Raw genomic sequence first — 20,530 nt, forward strand, 5'->3', positions numbered from 1 at the left:
TCTCTAGCTCTTTCCAGCCTCCCTACCCCGGCCGGCCACCTATTCCTGGCTCGATAGTACTCTCTCGACTTCTTTGAGCACCTGTGAGGGTTCAAAGGGCTTGACTATATATCCGGAGGCCCCGGCTTCTATGCACTCTATAAGTTTCTTATCATTATCCACAGAGGTTATCATGATAACTTTGGCATTGGGATCAATTTTCTTTATCTCCTGCAGGGCAGTTATACCGTCCATGTCCGGCATTATTATATCAAGTGTTATAACATCGGGGCGGAGCTTTGAGTAGAGTTCAATCGCTTCCTTACCAGTGGATGCCTCACCAACTACCTCATGCCCGGCCTCTGTGAATATTTTCCTGAGCAGTATCCTCGCGAAGAGCGCGTCATCCACTATCAGTATTCGCGCCATCGTTCCTCCCTCTAAACTGTGTTTTTCGTAAACTAAAACCCTTGTGTGTAGGTAATTGTGTAGCTACACTCTCCCAATCCTCGTGGTTTTGGAAAACTTACAATGCACACTCGCGGTCACACTCATCATTTGGAAAAAATACAACAATCAGGGCATCAGGGTAACTCTCAGCAGACTGCGACCGAGGGGCTCTATAGAGACATCAAAACCGTTCCCTTCAATGGTTCTTATGACATCGTTCCTTCTGGGAAAGCCTACGAAATCCTTGTTCAGCTTCTCAAAGAACTCCAATGCCTCAATGTGTTTGAACTCTTCTCTGAAGGGTTCAAGGATAATCAGCCGTCCGCCGGGTTTGAGGGTCTCCAGCGTCCTCTTCAGAACCCTGCCGTAGTCATCGGGCTTTAAGTACTCCAGAAGGTAGCTGATAACGGCCACGTCGTATTCGTTCACGGGCCGGATCAGACGAACGTCAAGTTCTTTCAGCTCAACTGGCAGGTTATCAGTCTCAGCACGACTCTTCGCTATCTCAAGGATCGCTGAGGAGTAGTCCACTCCCGTGTAGAAGCCGTCGTATCCTACAATTCTTCCAAAATAGCTGGGAGCAGCCGATCCGCAGCCGAGGTCAAGCACGCTCATTCCCTGCTCGAGCCCTGCGGCTACTGAAATGGTTTTTCTGTAAAGATCGGCGAAGTCTGTCGTCATCCGGATGTCCCAGAAGTCGGCGTCTTTATCAAAGTCCATGAGCACGTGGGGGTGCGTTGGCGTTATGAACGCGTAGTCAACCATCCTATATATTTCTTCGAGCGTGGAGACCCAGCCGGGCAGGAGTGAATCATAGTGCTCCTGCGGAACTTTCAAGGTGCAGGAGAACCCGTTGAGCTTTAACCTGCCTTCTTTTTCCTCGATGATTCCTATTGCCTTCAGGGTGTTCAGGAACTCGAGGAGGAGCCTCCTGTTAGGAAGTCCCACGGAATCAAGGACTTCCTGGTATGTCGGTTCCCTTGAAAGAACTTTGAAAATACCGTGTTTGGTGCCAAGCTGTATTATATGGAGTATTGCCATCCTGACCATCTGCTCGATGTTGGAATCAACAACTGAAACAAGCCTTTCAACGGTGTCCATCCTGATCACCTCACATGAACTTCCTGTAATACCTATAGTATTCCCTGAGGTATTCAACCACCTGTTTTCCGTACTCTGTAAGCCGGTAGTACTTAAAGCCGCCGTTGGTTATCTCCTCGACGAGGCCAAGGTAAACGAGGGAGCTTTCGCCATTGTAGCGGTTTCCAAGGCCAACCAGCGCCCCGCGAACGTTCGATGGATCGGACCCAACAACCCTGGCGATCTCAGAAAGGTAAGTTGCCGACGGGTATATCTCATTCAGGTAAAGGAGAATTCTCTTTCTCAGCTCACTCCTGTGTAGGGACCTCAACACTTGTGGGTCTATGATCATTGTCCTTACGGCCATCCGCCCCCACCTCCAGTGTTACTCTGCGGCCTTTAGCCCGCTGATTTTACTGCCCCACTGACCATCTATGGCAGCCAACACTTTGTTTGTTTGGATACTATATAACGTTTTTGGTTTTGAATTGTACTCATTCCAGCATTTGTCCATTTAATCTGCTGCCAATGCATTGAATATAATTTATTTTGCAGGATTTTCAAAATCTGGTCAGGAAATTTCCAAAACCCGAGGACTACCTACATATGCACCTACACAACCAGCTACACTACTAAGAACAAAAAAGCGATTTATATCGTAAGCTTGTAATCATTAATGCAAACAACCCCAGGGGGTGCATGGCTGATGAAGGCCAAGAACAGAAGAGGTGCGGTTGGTATTGGAACCTTGATAGTGTTTATTGCCATGGTGCTAGTGGCGGCAGTGGCTGCAGCAGTCCTCATCAACACGAGCGGCTTCCTCCAGCAGAAGGCTTCAAGCACCGGCAGACAGAGCACCGAACAAGTCGCCAGCGGAATACAGGTCATGAGGGTTACAGGACACTACGATGGATCCAGCGGAATAGACAAGCTCGCTATCTATGTCACTCCGAACGCCGGCAGCTCGGGGATTGACCTCAGCAACACAAGGATAGTACTGTCCAATGGTGACAAGCAGGCCATTCTGAAGTTTGCCAAGAACAACGTTACGAGCACTCTTCCGAGCAACATATTCGACACCAGCCTGACCGCATGGGATTATATAAACTATGGAGGCACGAAGGGATACACCTACTACGGTATCATTGTCGTCCAGGACTATGACGGATCCCTCACGGAATCAACCACAACGCCGACCCTCAACAAGGGTGACATAGCTATCCTCACCGTTGATGTGAATGGGCTGTTCGGTGCTTCTATTGATGTCAGGAAGCACATTACTGGGCAGGTTGTCCCCGAGTTCGGTGCACCGGGCGTCATCGACTTCACCACCCCAAGCACCTACACCACCGATGTTGTTGAACTCCAGTGAGGGAGGTGAAAGGATATGAAACTTGTTAAGAAGAGGGGTGCGGTTGGTATTGGAACCTTGATAGTGTTTATTGCCATGGTGCTAGTGGCGGCAGTGGCTGCAGCAGTCCTCATCAACACCAGCGGCTTCCTCCAGCAGAAAGCTTCAAGCACCGGAAGGGAAAGCACCGAACAAGTCGCCAGCGGAATACAGGTCACCAGCGTCGTTGGATGGGTCAACAACAGTGGAGTCTCCAAGCTCGCCATCTACGTTACTCCAAACGCTGGCAGCGCTGGCATTGACCTCAAGAACACGAAGATAATCCTCTCCGATGGAAAAGTAGAAGGAATACTCAGGTATGGTAACGACACTGATGCCTACGTCGTTGGACCAGTCTCAGACGTATTTCAGGATGTCATAACACTGAATGGATACACCTTCAACTGGTCCAAACTCGACAAGACCACATATGGTATCATTGTCGTCCAGGACTATGATCACTCAGTCCAGAAGCAGGCCCCAACTCTTAACAAAGGCGACATAGTAATCCTCGGAGTCAACACCTACAAAGTATTTGGAGGAATACCCGTCAGGAGGCACATTACTGGGCAGGTTGTCCCCGAGTTCGGTGCACCGGGCGTCATCGACTTCACCACCCCAAGCACCTACACCAGCACAGTTATAGAGCTCCAGTGACCTCAGCGTTTCTCCACCCTTTCCTTTCGTTCTTTAAAGATTCTCCGGAGGTGATGCTATGAGAAGGGGAGCAATAGGCATTGGCACGCTGATCGTCTTCATCGCAATGGTCCTAGTGGCTGCAATAGCGGCAGGGGTTATCATCGGTACAGCGGGATACCTGCAGCAGAAAGCTCAAGCAACGGGCAGACAGACAACACAGGAAGTTGCCAGCGGGTTGAAGATCGTCAACATCTACGGCTACACGCCCACCAATCCCCCAAGCAGTGGGCTCATTGAGAGGATGGCCATCTTCGTAACACCAAACGCAGGGAGTGAGGGAATCGACCTCAGCAACGTTAAGATAGTCCTCAGTGATGGGAAGAGGCTCGTGGTGTACAATTACTCCGCTCAGTTCCTCAACCCCGGCAACATCAACGATTTATTCAACACTACTGAGATAAGCCTCTGGAACAGCATCCAGGGTACAGCAAGCTTCGGAATAGTTGTTGTCAATGACATAGGAAGCAGGATGCAGGACACCCACCCAACGCTGGAGTTCGGTGACATGGTGGCGCTCTGCATCTGGACCACAATGTTCCAGAGCGATGGTGGCAATGGCATAGGCCCAAGCACGAAGATAACAGGAAAAGTGATACCGGAGCGGGGAGCCGCTGGAGTTATCGACTTCACGACACCCGCCACGTTCAGTGAGAACGTGATGCAACTCCAGTGAGGTGGTGAAAATGCCAAGAAGACGCGGTGCAATTGGCATTGGAACGCTCATAGTGTTCATCGCAATGGTCCTAGTGGCTGCAGTAGCCGCCGGAGTGCTAATAGCCACGAGCGGTTACCTCCAGCAGAAGGCCATGAGCACAGGAAGGCAAACAACACAGGAAGTTGCCAGCGGGATTAAGGTCATGAACATCTACGGGTACACACCAGCAAACCCACCAAGTGCCGGAAACATAACGAAACTTGTCATCTACGTTACTCCAAACGCGGGGAGTAGCGGCATAGATCTCAGCTACGTCAAGGTCGTCCTCAGCGACGGCTCCAAGATGACCGTCTTCAAGTATAACCCCAACGCATTTTACACTGGGGACATAGACAACGTATTCACCCTGCCTGTCTGGGTCAACGTAACAGGCACGAACTTTGGCATAGCAGTGGTTCAGGATTCAGACCTCAGCATAATTAACAACAGAGAGCATCCCGTCCTGAACTGGGGTGATATCGCGGCACTGCTGGTGAACACTACAGGATTTGGCAAGGGTGCTGGATTACCCCCAGCCACCCACGTTACGGGTAAAGTAATACCAGAAAACGGCGCCGCAGGAGTCGTGGACTTCGTAACACCACACGCATACACGGACAAGATACTTACACTGCAGTGAAAGGGGGGTGGCACAATGGCACTGACTTTCCTTTCATCTTTATTTGGGAAGAAGAAAAAGGAGGAAGCGGCCACCCCCGTCGAGGAGCCAATAGAGGTTGAAGAACTCGAAGAGACCGTCGAAAACAGGGAGGAGAACGAGCAGATAAACCAGCTCATGGAGAGGATAAACGAAATCGAGAACGATCTCCCAAGGATAAAGATAAGCATCGACACCATAAAGAAGCAGATACAGGAGCTCAGAGATGACATAGATAGGCTCGACAAGACCATCAAGGACGTCATGATGCTCTACGAGGTCATCAGCCAGGAGATAAACCCGTTCAAGGAGCAGATGGGTCAGGAAAATCCGCTCAGCAACGAGATACAGGAGCTCAGAAAGGAACTGGAGAATCTCAAGATGGAGCTGGCCCAGGTCAAGAACGACATCAAGGTGCTCGCCGGGTATGGTGTGGACATAGACTCGATAATCTACGAGGTGCTGGCGGAGGTGTGATGCAATGCAGCTAGCGGGGTTCGTCACTGAGGCCGACATCAACGCCAAGCTCTCAGAGCTTAAAGGCAAGGTGCCAACTGTCGTCATAAACGAACTCAGGGAGAAGCTGATAGCCAGGAAAGATCAGCTCACACCGGAGCAGCTTGACAAGATCGTCAAGAAAGTCCTTGAGACATATGGAAACCAAGCAACAAAGTACGAGCAGTTGAGCAAGCGCGTTGACGAGCTCGGTAAGAGGTTGACTGATTTGAGCCTCCAGCTCAGTAGGCTCGTCGAGAGCCTCGAAGAGGCGAGGTTCAAGGTACAGGAGAAGAAGGCCGAAGAGGTCACCGAGAAAGTGGAAGAGGTTCACGAGAAAATCGGAAAGCTCGAGGAGATGCTTGAAAGGAAAGAAGAGAAGAAAGAAGAAAAGGAAATCTCAGAGGAGGCAAAGAAGAAGCTCGAAGAGCTTCACAGGAAGGTCGAAGAGCTGGAAGAAAAGCTCAGCGGAAAGGTTGCTGAGAAGGTCATTGAGGAAGCGAAGGCAAAGGTAGAGGAGCTCGAAGAGAAGCTCGAAAGTGGTGAAGAGATCACGGAAGAGGAACTCAAGGAGGCTATTGAGAAGGTCGAGGAAGTCAAGGAAGCCCCAGTAGAGGAAGAGACACCAGAGATCGAGGAGAAAAAACCTGAAGAGGCAGAAAAAGCTCCCGTCCCTGAGGAGGCGGCGCCTGAAGTTGCCAAGGAGGTCGAAGAGACCACAGAGGAAGTGGAAAAGCAGAAGAAAGTTGAAGAGGTCAAGGAAATCGAAAAGCCCGAAGAAGTTGAGGTTGTTGAGGAAACGCCCGAAGAAGAGGTTATTGAAGAGGTTCCCGCTCACGAGGAGGTTGTTGAGGTTACTCCTTCCCCCGAAGTTGTTGAGGAAGAAAAAGCCGAAGAAGGTGGTGTTGAGATGGCAGAAGGAAAAGTTCAGATTCCCGAGGATATTGCGAACCTTCTCTTCGAGGAGGAGCCAAGGAAGGCCAGGCTCGAGAAGCTCCCGGAGGACGTCGTGTCAACGATGATAGCCCTCAAGTGGCTCGGATTCCTCATCGACAGGGTCGGCATACAGAACCTGGAGAGGGTCCTCGAGTTCTACTACGAGATCGGCTGGATCAGCGAGGAAGTGCTCAACCAGCTGCTCCGCTACGCCAAGGGCACTAGGCCGCACCACCGGGACCCCGAGTGGAAGCCGGCTGACAAGCTGACCGTCCAGGACCACCTGATAAGCCTGCTCTTCATAGAGAGGCTTAGGGGGCTGAGGATCAACAGGGACGTCCTCGACAAGCTTGAGAGGGAGATAAAGCTCCTGGAGAAGACGCTGGACGAGTTTTACGGCATCTGACCAGGGATAGCAGAGCGGGGGAGGGTACAATGGGCTTCAGCGTTTCAGCGAGTGCAGCGATAATCTTTATCTCCTTTTTAATCGCGGCAGCGACCCTCTACACAGCATGGGACAACAGCTACAACAACGTTCAGGCGGCGCAGGAGGATTGGTACAACAGGAGGATCTCCCAGTTGAATACTTTAGTATCCCTGAACGCGTCCCTAGGATCTGCAACCATAGACAATGCTAACGGATACTACAACGTAACATTTCACATCCAGAATTCGGGGGTTACTCAGTATCTGCCATATTGGAGCGTAGTATACGATGGAGAATACCGCACGATATACAATGTTAGCGACGATAACATTGGTTTCATCTCGGATTACACGTATCTGTTTCCATCTCAGGTGGCATATTTGAACGTGACTAGGATCCCCCTAAACACCGAGGAGCACTCTCTGGTGATAACCTTTGGAAATGGTTGCTGGCTTAGATTGATATGGCACTACAACGGGACAGATGTACTGCTTGACGCAACCCCTCAAAGGGGCTGTCCAACGGAGGTGAGCTGATGGGGGCAGGAGGACCAGCGAGCGAGCTCATAATGTTTATCGTGGCCGTCATAGTGGCCGGTACAGTAGCGGGGGCCCTTACGTATGTCACCAATGACATAGCCCATGGTATAAACGATAAGGGCTCACTGCTTGCCGATAAACTCAGAACGGACTTTGCGATAATCAATGATCCACTTAATATCCCAAACTCAACGAGCACCAACCAGTACAATTACACATTTTACATTAAGAATACAGGAAAGACTCAGTTCCCGTTTAACCCCAACGCAGTTCAGGTGTTCATTGATGGTGATATTGTTCCACCCTCAAATCTTACGTTTACAGACATCAACAACAACACGATCACGTACCTTAATCCCTACGAGGTTGGAAAGATAGTAGTCTCGTTAAGTGGCCCACTTACTAAGGGTAGCCACAGAATAGTAGTTGTCCTCGAGAACGGCGAGAGAAGATCGTTGATCTTCAAAATCTGAGCCCGTAGCCTAAAATCAGCCGGTGGAGGTGATCGTGATGGTCGAGGAGCTACTCAAGATCGAACTCAAGGGCGATGAGCTCCACAGGCGCCTTGGGGGCGGCATCCCAGCGGGCACTATAATGCTCCTCGAGGGGGACAGGGGTACAGGGAAGTCAATATTCGTCCAGAGGCTTCTCTACGGTTTTCTAATGAACGGATACAGTGCCAGTTACATTTCAAGCCAGTACACCACCGTTGAGTACATAAAGCAGATGACTTCCCTTGGATATGATATAATCCCTTTTCTAATCAGGAAGAAGCTCGTTTTTGTGTCGCTCTACCCCCTTCTGAGCGGGGTTAGCGAGAAGAGGAAGTTTCTGAGCAGACTTCTTGGCGAGCCCCGTCTCTGGGAGCCGAACGTCATGATCATCGATTCATTTTCATCTCTCCTCTCGAGGGAACAGGAACCGAACGCGATCCGGGACTTCCTGCTCTACGTGAAGAAACTGGCCTCCCTTGACAAAGTTATAATACTGACAGCCAACACCGAGGAAATTGATAGGGATTCGCTTTTCGTCCTTGAAGAGGCCGCGACTCTCCTGATAAGATTGAACGTTAAGGTGTTCGGAGGAGATCTCAAGAATTCTGCGATGATAGTGAAGTACAACAACGCCAAGGGCATCTTTCAGAAGATAATCCCGTTCCGCGTGGAGCCTAAGGTGGGGCTGATAGTAGAGATCGCGGCGGTGGTGTGATATGGCGCAGGTAATCAAGAGTGACACGCTGGAAGAGGCAATGCAAAGGAACCCCCACCTTAGGAGGTACGTGGAGAGCTTCCGAAAGAAGTACGGTAAGATGCCAGAGTTTCACGCCCAGCTCAGCAGGGACATGAAGGATATAATGTACCCCAACATAATCTATCCAGTCGGTGATCCCATCTTCATCCACATCTACGGCGACCAGAAAACTGACAAGAAGTACATCGTCATAGAACCTAGAATAGAAACCCCTATTGAGGAGAAGAAGTACGAGATGATAAAAGATCGCATCCTCGAAATCGCTCCCACCAGAAACATCCCCGAGGATCAGGAGGAGTTTGAGAGGTTTCTCGATGCTCTCTACGATGAAGCCGTGCTGTCATTAGTCAAGGGGAAAAGGAAAATTCCGGGAACGAAGGAACCGTTCACCTTAACCAAGGAAGAAATGGAAAAGTTCCGCTACCTCATCAAGCGAGATATCATAGGAATCGGCCCCCTTGAGCCCCTAGCCAGGGATCCATACATTGAGGACATACATATCATCGGCGCCAACTACGTCTCCCTGGTTCACAAGATATTCGAGGCCCTGCCAACTAACATAACATTCGGTGACAACGTCAAGCTGGCGGACTACTTCAAGAACATAGCCGAACGCATTGGAAGGCCCGTTAGCGACAGAAACCCGATAGTGGACGGAGCCCTCCCGGACGGTTCACGTATCAACATAATCTACTCACCGGACATCTCCCTCAAGGGACCGAGCGCTACAATTCGTAAGTTCACGGCAACACCCATCAGCATCGTCCAGCTCATAGGGTGGGGAACGCTGAGCGCGGAAGTAGCGGCCTACCTGTGGATAGCTCTTGAGTACGGAATGAGTGTCTTCGTATGCGGCGAGACAGCAAGCGGTAAGACTACCCTGCTGAACTCCATAATCCCCTTCATCAAGCCAGGCTCAAAGATATTCACCGCGGAGGACACTCCTGAGGTTCAGGTTCCCCATCCAACATGGCAAAGGCTTGTAACCCGTGAGCGCGGCCCGGAGGAGAGCAGGGTAACGCTCTTCGACCTTCTCAAGGCGGCCCTGCGTTCCAGGCCGAACTACATCATCGTCGGTGAGATTCGTGGTGCCGAGGGAGCGATAGCATTCCAGGCAATGCAGACCGGCCACCCGGTTATGAGCACATTTCACGCCGGTGACGTCAAGAAGATGATACAGCGTTTTACCGGTCATCCAATAAACGTCCCGATAACCTTCATCGACAACCTCAATATAGCGGTCTTCCAGCAGGCAGTTTATCTAAAGGGTAAGTTCCTGAGGAGAACCGTGAGTGTCGTCGAGATAGAGGGCTACTACGAAGAGCTCGGCGGTGTTGCAACGAGGAACGTCTTCGAGTGGGACCCAGTAAATGACAAACATATCTTCAGGGGTTTCAACAACTCTTACATCCTCGAGAGAAAGATAGCTGAGATAGCCGGTTATGAGGATCCAAAGGAGATATACAACGAGCTTTTCCTCCGTGCGAGGATCCTTCAGAGAATGCTGGAGCTTGGCATCACGAACTACTGGGATGTCTACCGGGAGATCAAGGCCTTCTACCAGCGAGGTATCGAGGGCCTGAGCTTCAGGCTCTGAGGTGATAGCCATGCCCGACAAGGAGAAGATCAGCATCTTCACCAAGGCAGACCTCGACATGAAAACGTACATTCGCAAGATCCTCCTCCCGAACGTGGTTATCTCAGCGGTTCTCTTCATCGTTGCGTCCATAATCTCACGGCTCTTCATGCTCTCATCTGCCCTGACAACGATGCTCTATGCCATTCCCGTTGTTCTATTGGTCTACGCGGCAATCTATCCATATATCCAGGCCGATTCAAAAAAGATTTCGATAAACTCTCGCATCCCCTACTTCATAACTTACTTCGCAGTTCTCTCAACGAGCGAGATGGGAAGGTCCGACCTCATTAAGGTACTGGCCAGCGATCCAAAACTCGGCGCCATAGCGAGCGAGCTGAAAAAGGTCTACATAATCGTTGATAAACTCCACCGTTCAATGCCGGAAGCTTTTCGCTTCCTCGCCAGAAGAACACCCAGCAAGGTCTTCGCGGACTTCCTTGACAGGTTGGCTTATTCCCTCGACAGCGGTGTGGACATGAAGGAATACCTCTTTCAGGAGCAGAAAACCGTTATGGACGACTACGAGACTTTTTACGAGGGGGCCCTCTACGATCTGGATGTATTCAAAGAGATATACGAATCAATAATTATCTCAGTTGTTTTCATGGCGAGCTTCATCATTATAGGCCCGTTGATAACGGGCCAAGACATCGGAAGGCTGGCGCTCTACACCCTCGCAATAATCCTGGCGGCCGAGATAGGTGTCTTTCTTGTCATAAAGTTTAGAATGCCGGAGGATCCCATCTGGGCAGACACCAAGGGAATAGAAACGGAAAGAATGAAGAGGATTAAAAGGGCCAGCCAGATTTCAGTTCTTGGCGTCGTCCTGATGGGGATACTCTACTACTTCCTCCTCAGCAAGAGGTTTGATATACCTAAGCCCTTTGTCGTTGCCCTGATCTTAAGCCCCCTTTACTACGTTGGCCGTCTCGCGGCAAAGGAGGAGCAGTCGATATTCAGAAAGGACGAGAACTTCGCCGCCTTTATAAGAAGCCTCAGCTCTTCCTTAGCCGCCAGCGGAACCTCCCTCGTCCTCGTCCTTAAGTACCTCAGCGCCCACGACTTTGGATCGCTGACCGAGGACATCAGGGCCCTGTACAGAAGACTAGCCGTTAGGGTAGATAGGGAGAGGGCATGGGACTTCTTCATAGCCGGGACGGGAAGCTGGCTGATCGGCATTTTCTCAGAGATATTCAGGGAGGCAATAAGACTCGGAGCAGAGCCCGATTACGTCGGTCTCGTCATCAGCAGAAACTTTGAGCGCCTTGTACGCCTCAGGAGGAAGAGACAGCAGAGCATGGCAAGCTTCATAGGCATAATCTACGGGCTGACGGCATCTTTTGCCTTTGCTCTAGCGGCATCGTTCCAGGTTGCGGCTTCTATAAACACCCTCTTCGCCCAGCTCAAGGTTCCAACTGAATACATAGGGGATATAATCCACGTTATCCCCCCAGCTGGAATGAGCTTCGTCATGTACATTATGCTAACGATAATGATAATCCACTCCTTCCTCTCGGCAATAGCAATAAAGACCGCCGATGGCGGCCACTGGATAGTCGCGCTGAAGTACTTCGTGATCCTCCTGTGGATATTCGCCGCCGGAATGTACGCGGGGCAGGTTCTAATGGAGAGAATGATGGGTATAAACAGCCAGACGGAGACAACCCAGCTCCTGAGGGTTCTAATATCTTCGCTCTGAGAAAGACTTAAGGGTAAATACCCCCATATTTTCATGGTGTCGTGATGAGAGAAGGGGAACTCCGAAAACTCTGGGAGAGAACAGTCAGAAGGCTCGAACTCGAAGGCATTCTGCGCGATGAAAGGGTTAAAGAGGCCCTTCTGAAATGGCCCCGATACCTCTTCGTTGAGGAGAGGTACAGGAGATACGCTCATCTCGACGAACCACTGCCCATTCCGGGAGGACAGACTATCAGCGCACCCCATATGGTAGTGATAATGCTTCAGCTCGCCGATTTGAAACCAGGCATGAACGTCCTTGAGATAGGTACGGGAAGCGGTTGGAACGCAGCCCTAATGGCCGAGCTCGTTAAAGGTGAGGTGTACACGATCGAGAGACTCCCCGAGCTCGTCGAGTTCGCGAGGAGAAACCTCGAAAGAGCGGGCGTCAGGGGGGTTCATGTGATCCTCGGAGACGGCAGTAAGGGTTTTCCCCCAAGGGCACCCTACGACAGAATCGTGGTCACCGCAGGGGCACCGGAAGTGCCAAGACCACTCATCGAGCAGCTGAAACCGGGAGGGAAACTGATAATCCCGGTTGGAAGCTATCACCTGTGGCAGGATCTCCTTGAGGTTATCAAACTGGAAGATGGTTCGATAAAAACGAGAAACCATGGAGGGGTTGCCTTCGTCCCGCTGATAGGAGAGTATGGGTGGAGGGAATAACGCTTTAAATAGTTCCCATCAAACGAAGGAACGCGATGATGAAATTGGCCTTTGGGGTACCGATGCCCGAAAAACCCATCTGAGCCGTCCGTCAAATTTTTAAATCTCCTTATTTTAGTTACCTTTGGATAGATTAATGAGCAAAATCAGGGGGTGATATCTTGCCGGCGGTCATAGAGGAAGTCGCAAAGGTCTCCTTTGAGAGGGTTGGAATGCACTCCCACATAAGGGGCCTCGGCCTCGACGAGAACGGAAGGGCCAAGTTCATCGCCGACGGCATGGTCGGTCAGGTTAAGGCGAGGGAAGCGGCTGGAATCGCGGTCGAGCTCATAAAGCGCGGGAAGCTCGCCGGCAAGGGAATTCTTCTCGTAGGGCCAACAGGGAGCGGTAAGACGGCGATAGCGATGGGCATAGCGAGGGAGCTCGGCGAGGACGTTCCCTTCGTCCAGATAGCGGGGAGCGAGATTTACTCGGCCGAGGTCAACAAGACGGAGTTCCTCAAGCAGGCGATGAGGCGGGCGATAGGCGTTAGAATCAGCGAGGAGAGGAAGGTCTACGAGGGCGAGGTCAAGAAGATTGAGATAAGGCGCACGAGGCACCCGTTCAACCCCTACGTCGAGATTCCCGAGAGCGTCATCATAACCCTCCGCACGAAGGACGACGAGAAGACGATAAGGGCCGGCAGGGAGATAGCCTACCAGCTCATGGAGCTCGGCGTTGAAGAAGGCGACGTCATACAGATTGACGCCGAAACCGGCAGGGTCTCGAAGGTTGGAACGACGAAGGAAGAGGAAGGGCTCTTCTTCAAGCGCAAGGTTAACCTGCCGAGCGGTCCCGTGCTCAAGATAAAGGAGTTCACCTACACCGTTACGCTCCACGACCTCGACGTTGCCAACGCCCGCGGAAATATCTTCGGCCTGCTCTTCAGCACGGGAGCAGAGATAAGCGATGAGATAAGGCAACGGGTTGACGAAACCGTCAAGAGCTGGATTGAGGAGGGAAGGGCAACGCTCGTTCCCGGGGTGCTCTTCATAGACGAGTGCCACATGCTCGACATCGAGGCCTTCTCGTTCTTGGCCAGGGCTATGGAGGGCGAGCTCGCTCCGATTCTCATCCTGGCCACCAACAGGGGAAGGACAAAGATAAGGGGCACGGACATCGAGGCTCCGCACGGAATACCCCTCGACATGCTCGACAGACTTCTGATAATCAACACCGAGCCATACAGGAAGGAGGAAATCAGAGAGATAGTCAAGATTCGCGCGAGGGAGGAGAAGATTGAGGTGAGCGAGGAGGCGATAGAGTACCTCGCGGAGCTCGGCGAGAAGACCAGCCTGCGCTATGCGGTTCAGCTTTTGGCTCCCGCGAGCGTCTTGGCTAGAGGCGGAAGGGTCGAGAGGGAGCACGTCGAAAAGGCCAAGGAGTACTTCGCCGACATCAAGAGGAGCATCGAGTTCGTCGAGAAGCTCGAGGGGATGCTTAGCTGATTTTTCTCCCTTTCTCCCAACCTAAACTACCCCGGCCTTCGCCAGGACACAGAGAACATCGAAGAAAGCGGAACCGATCCAGTGGAGAAGAAAGCTCTGGAGAAAGCTTCTCCCCCTAAGATCCACCCAGCCAAAAACTATCCCGGCAAGAAAGGAGTAAGGCACCTCAATCGGAGGCTTTCCAAGGTGAACGAGTACATAAGGCACGTCCTGAGCCAGAATTCCAACCCACTTCTTCCGCGAGGCGAGTGGGAAGAGCAAAAAGCCCCGGAAGAAAGCCTCATGGGTAAACATAACGAGGCCTATCACCATCTCTTTCTCCAGAAACTCCACCCAGCTTGAATAGGCAAAGTTCGGGTAGTAAGATACCATCGAGGGCACCGTGAGGCCTGCAAAACTCAGGATCACTGCCAGGCCAAGGAGAACCAAGAAAATCCCCCAGTTATCGTCCGGGAGTCGAAGCCCCAGATCAGAGGGCCTGAAGCCAAGAACCAATGAAACGCCCAGTGGAACGAGTAGATACCACAGGACAAGCCATAGGGCCCACCTCTCCAGCGAACCCCCCAAAAAACGGGGGACAAAAGAGAGCGGGAGCAAAACTCCGAACAAAAGGTAGGGATTCCTCCTCATGCCCATCGATCACACCATAAAGCTTATGGTTATCGTTCCCGGGTACCTCTTGACCTCGATTCCGCGGTTGGTAAAGGCTATGCCTATCTCAAGCGGCCTGTTGGGATTGGCCCTTCTCACGACCCTAATCCCGATTTCGTCACCGAGGTGATCCTTGTTAAGCCTCGCAACGTAGGAGTAGAGGAGCCTTATGAAGTTGCGGTAGTCGTGCATGTCGCTGAGGAACTCCCTCTGCTCAGGGTTGAGGCGGGGCATGACGTATCTATGGAAGAACCAGTCAAATGTTCCGGCAGTCTCAGAGGAGTATACAAAGAGAAGCTTGTAGAAGTCTATGTTCTTGTTGCCGAAGACCGAATCCATGTAAGGGATGGCCTTGCCCAAAAGCCTGCTTGCCTCGGTGAAGTTCAGGTTGACCAGCCTAACGAAGACGTCACTCCCCTTCATTTCAAGATGAATGAACCTGTTGTTGCCGAAGTCCATGTAAACATGGCTGTAGAACATTACAAAGTTCCTCGGTCTCGTGCTCATCTGCTGGAGGATGCGTCTCATTACATCCCTCAACCGGGCCAACCGGGCCGGATCGCCGATGAGAACAGCCTCTATTCCTCCCACCCGCTCCCTCAGCACAACGTCTCTGTCAAGTCTGAACTCAACCTCTCGCCTCCAGCCGGGCATGTTGTAGCGGTTGAGGATCCTGAACTCAAGGAGGGACACCATAACACTCTTCTCGAGGTTTCCAAACCTCTTTTTGAAGACAACCACAGGATGATAGCGGGAGCCGGGATTGAGATACGAGACGGGTATCTCGGTCACCTTTACAAAAGCATTAAGGGCTTCTCTAATCTTCCTCTCGTCAGCCTGTGAAAACCTGCCGACGAGATCTCTGATCAGCAACTCAAAGCGCTCCCTTGTCACGGCCATACTCTCACCAGAATAGTACTCCAACGACTGAAATTATAAACCTCTCGGCGAAACCGTAAGAAAAAGCAGGAGAGAAAAGCTCACTGCCCCGTCTTCTCGTCATCCTCAGGTGAGGTTGCTTCTTCCGCTTTGGTCTCCTCAACGATCTCTTCGGTGGGCTCTGCCTTATTTTCGGTCTCTTCTTTGACTTCACCGGTCTCATCGCTCTCGGTCTTCTCCTCTTGGACGGTCTCAGCGGGCCCGGCCTCTTCAGTCTCCTCCTGCTCCTCAACCTTCTCTTCAACGTTTTCCTCGGCGGCTTCCTCCGGAGGCTTGAGAAGCTCCTCGACGTTCGGCTTAAAGGTTACATCTTCGTAACCGATGAACTTCAGGTCGCTCTCAAGGAGTATCTCGCCGAGGACGAGAGTGTTTTTATCAATCTCCTCAAGGACGGGTGTGAAGTTTATCGTGACATCCTTCTCGCCGACCTCGATGACCACTTTATTGGTGTCAATCCTCGGCAGGCGGAGCTCTATCATGGCTTTGACTTTTTCTATTGGATCCTCGACCTTCTCAACGATCTCGACCTCGTAGATCAGGTGTTTGCCAGCGTACGGGTGGTTGAAATCAACCCTGACACGGCCTCCGCTAACGGTCAAAACCCTTCCCTTGATCTTCCTTCCACCTTCACTCTCAATCTCAATAGGCATTCCCGGGAAGGGAATTATGCCCTGTCTTCTAAACTGGCCCAGCGTAAAGACCTTTATAAGCTTTGGATCACGCTTTCCAAAGCCCTTCTCGGGCGGAACAATAATTTCATACTTCTTGCCGACCTCAAGACCTTCAAGCTGCTCATCAAGGCCCTTTATGACGTGACCCGCCCCAACGGCTATCGGGACGGGGCCGTAAACACCGCTCTCCTTGTAAATGCCGGCCTGCTTGGCTATTTCCTCGTCGGTAGTATCAAAAATTTCACCCGTTTCCTTAATCCTTCCGGTGTAGCGGAGCCTTATGACATCTCCCTTCTCAACCTTGACCATGACTGCTACCTCCTTTCCCAGCTCTACTGGGTGTTGGGGGGTCGCTTTTTAAGCTTTCCCGCAACGATAAGCTAATAAAAAGGCCCTCCCAAAAGGCCCCGGTGGTGGGAATGGCGATTAGGATATACAACACCCTCACGAGGCAGAAGGAGGAGTTCAAGCCCCTTCACGAAGGCGAGGTTAGAATGTACGTCTGCGGCCCGACGGTTTATGATTACCCGCACCTCGGCCACGCGAGAACTTACATCGCCTTCGACGTCATAAGGCGCTACCTTGAGCACAAGGGATACACGGTTCTCATGGTGATGAACTTCACGGACATAGACGATAAAATCATCAAACGCGCCAACGAGACCGGGGAAGACCCGAAAGAACTGGCGGAGAAATTCCTGAGGATTTTCCTTGAGGATATGAAGGCCCTGAAGGTCAAGCCGGCCGATATATACCCGCGCGTCACCGAGCACATGCAGGATATCATCAGCTTCATCAAGAAGCTCCAGGAAAAGGGCTACGCCTACGAAGGTAGCGACGGCGTTTACTTCGAGGTCAGGAAGTTCAAGGACTACGGAAAGCTGAGCAAGATAAAGCTCGAGGACCTCGTGAAGGGCGCGCGCGTCGAGCCCGGTGAGGGGAAGAGGAACCCCGAGGACTTCGCCCTCTGGAAAAAAGCCAAACCGGGCGAGCCCAAGTGGGAAAGCCCCTGGGGAGAGGGAAGGCCTGGCTGGCACATAGAGTGCTCCACGATGAGCAGTAAGTACCTCGGCGAGAGCTTCGACATCCACGGCGGAGGAAACGACCTCATCTTCCCGCACCACGAGAACGAGATAGCCCAGAGCGAGGCCTGCTTCGGCCACGAGTGGGTCCACTACTGGATGCACACCGGCTTCCTGATGGTGAACGGCGAGAAGATGAGCAAAAGTTTGGGCAACTTCGTAACCGTTAGAGAACTCCTCAAGCGCTACAATCCCGAGGTAATCAGGCTCTTCGTCCTCCAGAGGCACTACCGCTCACCCCTCGACTACAGCGAGGAGGGCATTGAGCACGCCAAGAACAATCTTGAGAGGCTCTACAACACGCTTGAGAACATCCGCGTTGCGATGAGCAAGGCGGAGATTTCCTTCCGCTGGGACGAGCCCGAGTTCAGGGCATACGAGGCCATAAGGGACGCCAGGAAGAAGTTCTACGAGGCTATGGACGACGACTTCAACACGGCCGAGGCTTTAAAGGCGGTCTTCGAGGTCAGCAACGCAATAAATCGCTACCTCACCGAGGTCGAGAAGCCGAAGGAGAGCATTCTAAGGAAGGCCTGGGAGTTCTTCAAGGACGTCGGTGAGGTCTTCGGCCTGTTCGAGGACTACTTTAAGGAGCAGAAGGCCGAAAACGATGAGGAACTCATAAACCTGCTCGTTGAAGTCCGCGCCCAGCTCAGAAAGGAGAAGAAGTTTGATTTAGCCGACAAAATCAGGGAGGAGCTGAGAAAGCTCGGAATTCAGCTGGAGGACACACCGCAGGGAACGGTCTGGAAGAGGATTAAGGTTTGATCAGTTCTGAGTCTGTCCCCTCTGAGTTTTTCTCTTCTCTTTAACCACGTTTAATTTCTAAGCGCAGAACAAATTAGGAATAAAAACAAAGCGCGCTACGGCACCTGGAAGATCCTTATGGTGTTTGTACCGACGGTCTTGCCCACCGGAGCGCCTTTGGTGAGCAGCACCGTATCCTCCTCTTTGGCCAGGCCAAGGCCTTTTATGACCTGAAGGATCTCCGCCTCGTCGTCGCTCTCGACCACGAAGGGATAAACCCCATAGCTTAGCATCAAACTGTTGGCGACCTTCTCGTCCCGGGTGAAGGCAAGAATCCATTGCTTGGGCCGGAAGCGCGAGATAAGCCTTGCCGTGTAGCCGCTCCTCGTGGGCGTTAGTATATAGCGCGCGTCTATGACCTGGAGGGCCTCGATTATGCTCCGCGTTATTGCGTCCTTTATCGTGCCCTTCTTCGGTATCTTCTCCTTCCACTCCAGCATCCTCACGTTGCCAAAGCTCTCCCTATAACCCTCCGTTGCTCTGGCGATCCTCGCCATCATTCTCACGGCATCAACTGGATACTTGCCCACCGCGGTTTCCTCCGAAAGCATCACCGCGTCGGCACCGTCCAGGATGGCGTTTGCAACATCGGTAACCTCAGCACGGGTCGGCAGTTTTTCGGTTGTCATGCTCTCCAGCATCTGAGTTGCCACTATGGCGGGCTTCCCAGCCATGACGGCCTTTTCTATGAGCTTCTTCTGGAGTATAGGAAGTTTCTCTATTGGCATCTCAACACCAAGGTCCCCTCTGGCTATCATCACTCCATCTGCGGCGCTGAGGATCTCGTCGAAGTTCCTAACGGCATCGGGCCGCTCTATCTTGGCCACGACGAAAAGCCGGGCGTTATGTTCCTTGATGAAACGCCTGACTTTGAGGACGTCGTAAGCCGAACCGACAAAGCTTATGCCCACGATGTCAACGTCGTTCTCAATCATGAACTCGAGTATCTCAAAGTCCCTCTCGGTTACCGCCTCCAGCGGGATTCTGGCGTTTGGAACGTTTATGCCCTTGTGAGAGTACAGGGTCCCACCAACGATAACCTTGCAAACGACTTCTTTCTCAGTGACCTTGACAACCTTCAGGACAATGAAACCATCGCTGAGGTAAATGGTATCCCCAGGGGAAACAAGCTTCGGAAAGTCTTTGAACTCCACCGGAATTATGCCCTCCATTCCCTCAACGTCCTCAGTGGTCAGTGTTACAGTCTGGTTCCGCCTGAGCTCAATTTTGCCACCCAAAAGTTTGCCGACGCGGATCTTAACGCCTGGAAGATCCCCGAGTAGGGCAACTCTTCGGCCGAGCTTCTTGGAAGCCTCTCGAATTCGTTTTATGGCCTTCTTATGTTCTTCGAAAGTCCCGTGAGAAAAGTTCAGCCTCGCAACGCTCATTCCCGCCTTGATTAGGCTTTCTATGGTTCTTCTGTCGTTTGAAGCAGGCCCTATCGTTGCTATTATCTTTGTCTTGTGGGATGGCAGTCGCATGGTTTCATCACCGATGAAAGATCTCTGGAAGGGAAGGTACTTTAATGTATCGTCTTGTCAGAAATACAACTTTAGAGAGTAATTAGCTTCGTCTGATGTCTCTCAAAGTGATGCTTGACATAATTATTTCAGTGTATGAGGACAAAAAGATTTACTTTGAAATGGATTAAATCAACTTTTATTTAATGTAATTTTTATAATATGTAGATTAGAACTAATTTTTCAACTAAAGATATAACAAATAACAAAATATAAAAGCTTAATTTTTTTAGAGAATTAACTATTGATAAGAGTGAAATACTTAATATCTAAATTTGGAATTTTAAAATGATGAGTTAGATATGTCAAAATTATGTTTATATCCAGCGTAGTGCATTCAAAGATATGATCCAAAAGAGCAATGTACCCGCTAAGTTTTATTTAGAGTCAAAACAGCACGTTCTAAAGGTTGGTGATAACTTATGTGGGTTAGCACTAGAACTCTCCAAAAATAGGTACAAGGGAGTTAGAGAGCGAGTAGCAAGTCAAAGGGAGGAACATCCACACAAACGATGCAATACAAGCATCCAAATGATAAACAGGGCCAGCGCTTCCCTGTGGCCAGATTCTCCAGTTTTGTAAAGACTACGCTTTCTTTAATTTAATTGCACTTTGCACACAAAACCGCACAAATACAAGAGAAAGTCCTCTAATAGTAGCATACTTAAAGCTGTGTTGTTCATACCCAGGAAAACATATTATGGGATAAGGGGTAATGATCTAATCAATAACC

Annotated in this window: 21 protein-coding genes; 14 read left to right on the forward strand and 7 right to left on the reverse strand. The window is 51.1% G+C overall.

The features are described from left to right. Positions 1-39: 39 nt before the first annotated feature. The 3 genes from TGAM_RS07750 to TGAM_RS07760 all read right to left on the reverse strand — a co-directional run bounded on the left by TGAM_RS07750 (position 40) and on the right by TGAM_RS07760 (position 1,876). Positions 40-408, reverse strand: a complete 369-nt coding sequence (locus TGAM_RS07750; protein WP_015859143.1) for a response regulator — start codon at positions 406-408, stop codon at positions 40-42. A 147-nt stretch (positions 409-555) separates the two neighbouring features. After that, the gene (locus TGAM_RS07755; RefSeq protein ID WP_048811271.1) at positions 556-1,530 is read right to left on the reverse strand and encodes a class I SAM-dependent methyltransferase; all 975 of its coding nucleotides are present in this window, start codon (positions 1,528-1,530) and stop codon (positions 556-558) included. A gap of 10 nt (positions 1,531-1,540) precedes the next feature. Continuing rightward, positions 1,541-1,876, reverse strand: coding sequence for a helix-turn-helix domain-containing protein (locus tag TGAM_RS07760; RefSeq protein WP_015859145.1), 336 nt, complete (start codon positions 1,874-1,876; stop codon positions 1,541-1,543). Between the two features lie 339 nt (positions 1,877-2,215). Between TGAM_RS07760 and TGAM_RS07765 the strand changes: the two genes are divergently transcribed. The 13 genes from TGAM_RS07765 to TGAM_RS07825 all read left to right on the forward strand — a co-directional run bounded on the left by TGAM_RS07765 (position 2,216) and on the right by TGAM_RS07825 (position 14,127). Beyond that, the gene (locus tag TGAM_RS07765; protein ID WP_015859146.1) at positions 2,216-2,881 is read left to right on the forward strand and encodes a flagellin; all 666 of its coding nucleotides are present in this window, start codon (positions 2,216-2,218) and stop codon (positions 2,879-2,881) included. Between the two features lie 15 nt (positions 2,882-2,896). Beyond that, entirely contained in the window at positions 2,897-3,556 is a 660-nt protein-coding gene (locus tag TGAM_RS07770) for a flagellin (RefSeq protein ID WP_015859147.1), read from the forward strand. A 58-nt stretch (positions 3,557-3,614) separates the two neighbouring features. Further along, the gene (locus tag TGAM_RS07775) at positions 3,615-4,271 is read left to right on the forward strand and encodes a flagellin (RefSeq protein ID WP_015859148.1); all 657 of its coding nucleotides are present in this window, start codon (positions 3,615-3,617) and stop codon (positions 4,269-4,271) included. 10 nt (positions 4,272-4,281) lie between these two features. Further along, positions 4,282-4,932, forward strand: a complete 651-nt coding sequence (locus TGAM_RS07780; RefSeq protein ID WP_015859149.1) for a flagellin — start codon at positions 4,282-4,284, stop codon at positions 4,930-4,932. 15 nt (positions 4,933-4,947) lie between these two features. Continuing rightward, entirely contained in the window at positions 4,948-5,427 is a 480-nt protein-coding gene (locus TGAM_RS07785; RefSeq protein ID WP_015859150.1) for a flagella accessory protein C, read from the forward strand. Between the two features lie 4 nt (positions 5,428-5,431). Next, the gene (locus TGAM_RS07790) at positions 5,432-6,787 is read left to right on the forward strand and encodes a FlaD/FlaE family flagellar protein (RefSeq protein WP_015859151.1); all 1,356 of its coding nucleotides are present in this window, start codon (positions 5,432-5,434) and stop codon (positions 6,785-6,787) included. 29 nt (positions 6,788-6,816) lie between these two features. Next, the gene (locus TGAM_RS07795) at positions 6,817-7,344 is read left to right on the forward strand and encodes a hypothetical protein (protein ID WP_015859152.1); all 528 of its coding nucleotides are present in this window, start codon (positions 6,817-6,819) and stop codon (positions 7,342-7,344) included. Then, positions 7,344-7,820: a flagellar protein G gene (locus TGAM_RS07800; RefSeq protein ID WP_015859153.1), complete on the forward strand. Its 477-nt coding sequence runs from the start codon at positions 7,344-7,346 to the stop codon at positions 7,818-7,820. The genes TGAM_RS07795 and TGAM_RS07800 overlap by 1 nt, the downstream gene beginning before the upstream one ends. A gap of 37 nt (positions 7,821-7,857) precedes the next feature. Next, the gene (locus TGAM_RS07805) at positions 7,858-8,556 is read left to right on the forward strand and encodes an ATPase domain-containing protein (protein ID WP_015859154.1); all 699 of its coding nucleotides are present in this window, start codon (positions 7,858-7,860) and stop codon (positions 8,554-8,556) included. Position 8,557: 1 nt separating this feature from the next. Continuing rightward, entirely contained in the window at positions 8,558-10,195 is a 1,638-nt protein-coding gene (locus TGAM_RS07810) for a type II/IV secretion system ATPase subunit (RefSeq protein ID WP_015859155.1), read from the forward strand. 10 nt (positions 10,196-10,205) lie between these two features. After that, a complete protein-coding gene (gene flaJ, locus TGAM_RS07815; protein ID WP_015859156.1) occupies positions 10,206-11,936 on the forward strand; it encodes an archaellar assembly protein FlaJ in 1,731 nt (576 codons plus the stop codon). Positions 11,937-11,980: 44 nt separating this feature from the next. Further along, positions 11,981-12,640: a protein-L-isoaspartate(D-aspartate) O-methyltransferase gene (locus TGAM_RS07820; protein ID WP_048811272.1), complete on the forward strand. Its 660-nt coding sequence runs from the start codon at positions 11,981-11,983 to the stop codon at positions 12,638-12,640. Between the two features lie 212 nt (positions 12,641-12,852). Next, positions 12,853-14,127 (forward strand): RuvB-like domain-containing protein, encoded by a 1,275-nt coding sequence (locus tag TGAM_RS07825; protein WP_394295133.1) that lies wholly within the window; start codon positions 12,853-12,855, stop codon positions 14,125-14,127. Between the two features lie 21 nt (positions 14,128-14,148). Here TGAM_RS07825 and mrtA read toward each other — a convergent pair whose 3' ends face one another. The 3 genes from mrtA to TGAM_RS07840 all read right to left on the reverse strand — a co-directional run bounded on the left by mrtA (position 14,149) and on the right by TGAM_RS07840 (position 16,697). Beyond that, a complete protein-coding gene (mrtA, locus tag TGAM_RS07830; protein WP_048811273.1) occupies positions 14,149-14,763 on the reverse strand; it encodes a CPBP family archaeomyxosortase MrtA in 615 nt (204 codons plus the stop codon). A 3-nt stretch (positions 14,764-14,766) separates the two neighbouring features. Further along, on the reverse strand, positions 14,767-15,678 hold the full coding sequence (locus TGAM_RS07835; protein ID WP_048811274.1) for a hypothetical protein: 912 nt from the start codon (positions 15,676-15,678) through the stop codon (positions 14,767-14,769). An 80-nt stretch (positions 15,679-15,758) separates the two neighbouring features. Then, a complete protein-coding gene (locus TGAM_RS07840) occupies positions 15,759-16,697 on the reverse strand; it encodes an FKBP-type peptidyl-prolyl cis-trans isomerase (protein WP_015859161.1) in 939 nt (312 codons plus the stop codon). A gap of 110 nt (positions 16,698-16,807) precedes the next feature. On the opposite strand from TGAM_RS07840, the gene cysS reads away from it, so the two are divergent. Beyond that, entirely contained in the window at positions 16,808-18,238 is a 1,431-nt protein-coding gene (gene cysS / locus TGAM_RS07845; protein ID WP_015859162.1) for a cysteine--tRNA ligase, read from the forward strand. A 95-nt stretch (positions 18,239-18,333) separates the two neighbouring features. Here cysS and pyk read toward each other — a convergent pair whose 3' ends face one another. Beyond that, positions 18,334-19,758: a pyruvate kinase gene (gene pyk / locus TGAM_RS07850; RefSeq protein WP_015859163.1), complete on the reverse strand. Its 1,425-nt coding sequence runs from the start codon at positions 19,756-19,758 to the stop codon at positions 18,334-18,336. Positions 19,759-20,530 lie beyond the last annotated feature (772 nt).

Origin of the sequence: Thermococcus gammatolerans EJ3 (assembly GCF_000022365.1) — an archaeon.
GTDB classification, from domain to species: domain Archaea; phylum Methanobacteriota_B; class Thermococci; order Thermococcales; family Thermococcaceae; genus Thermococcus; species Thermococcus gammatolerans.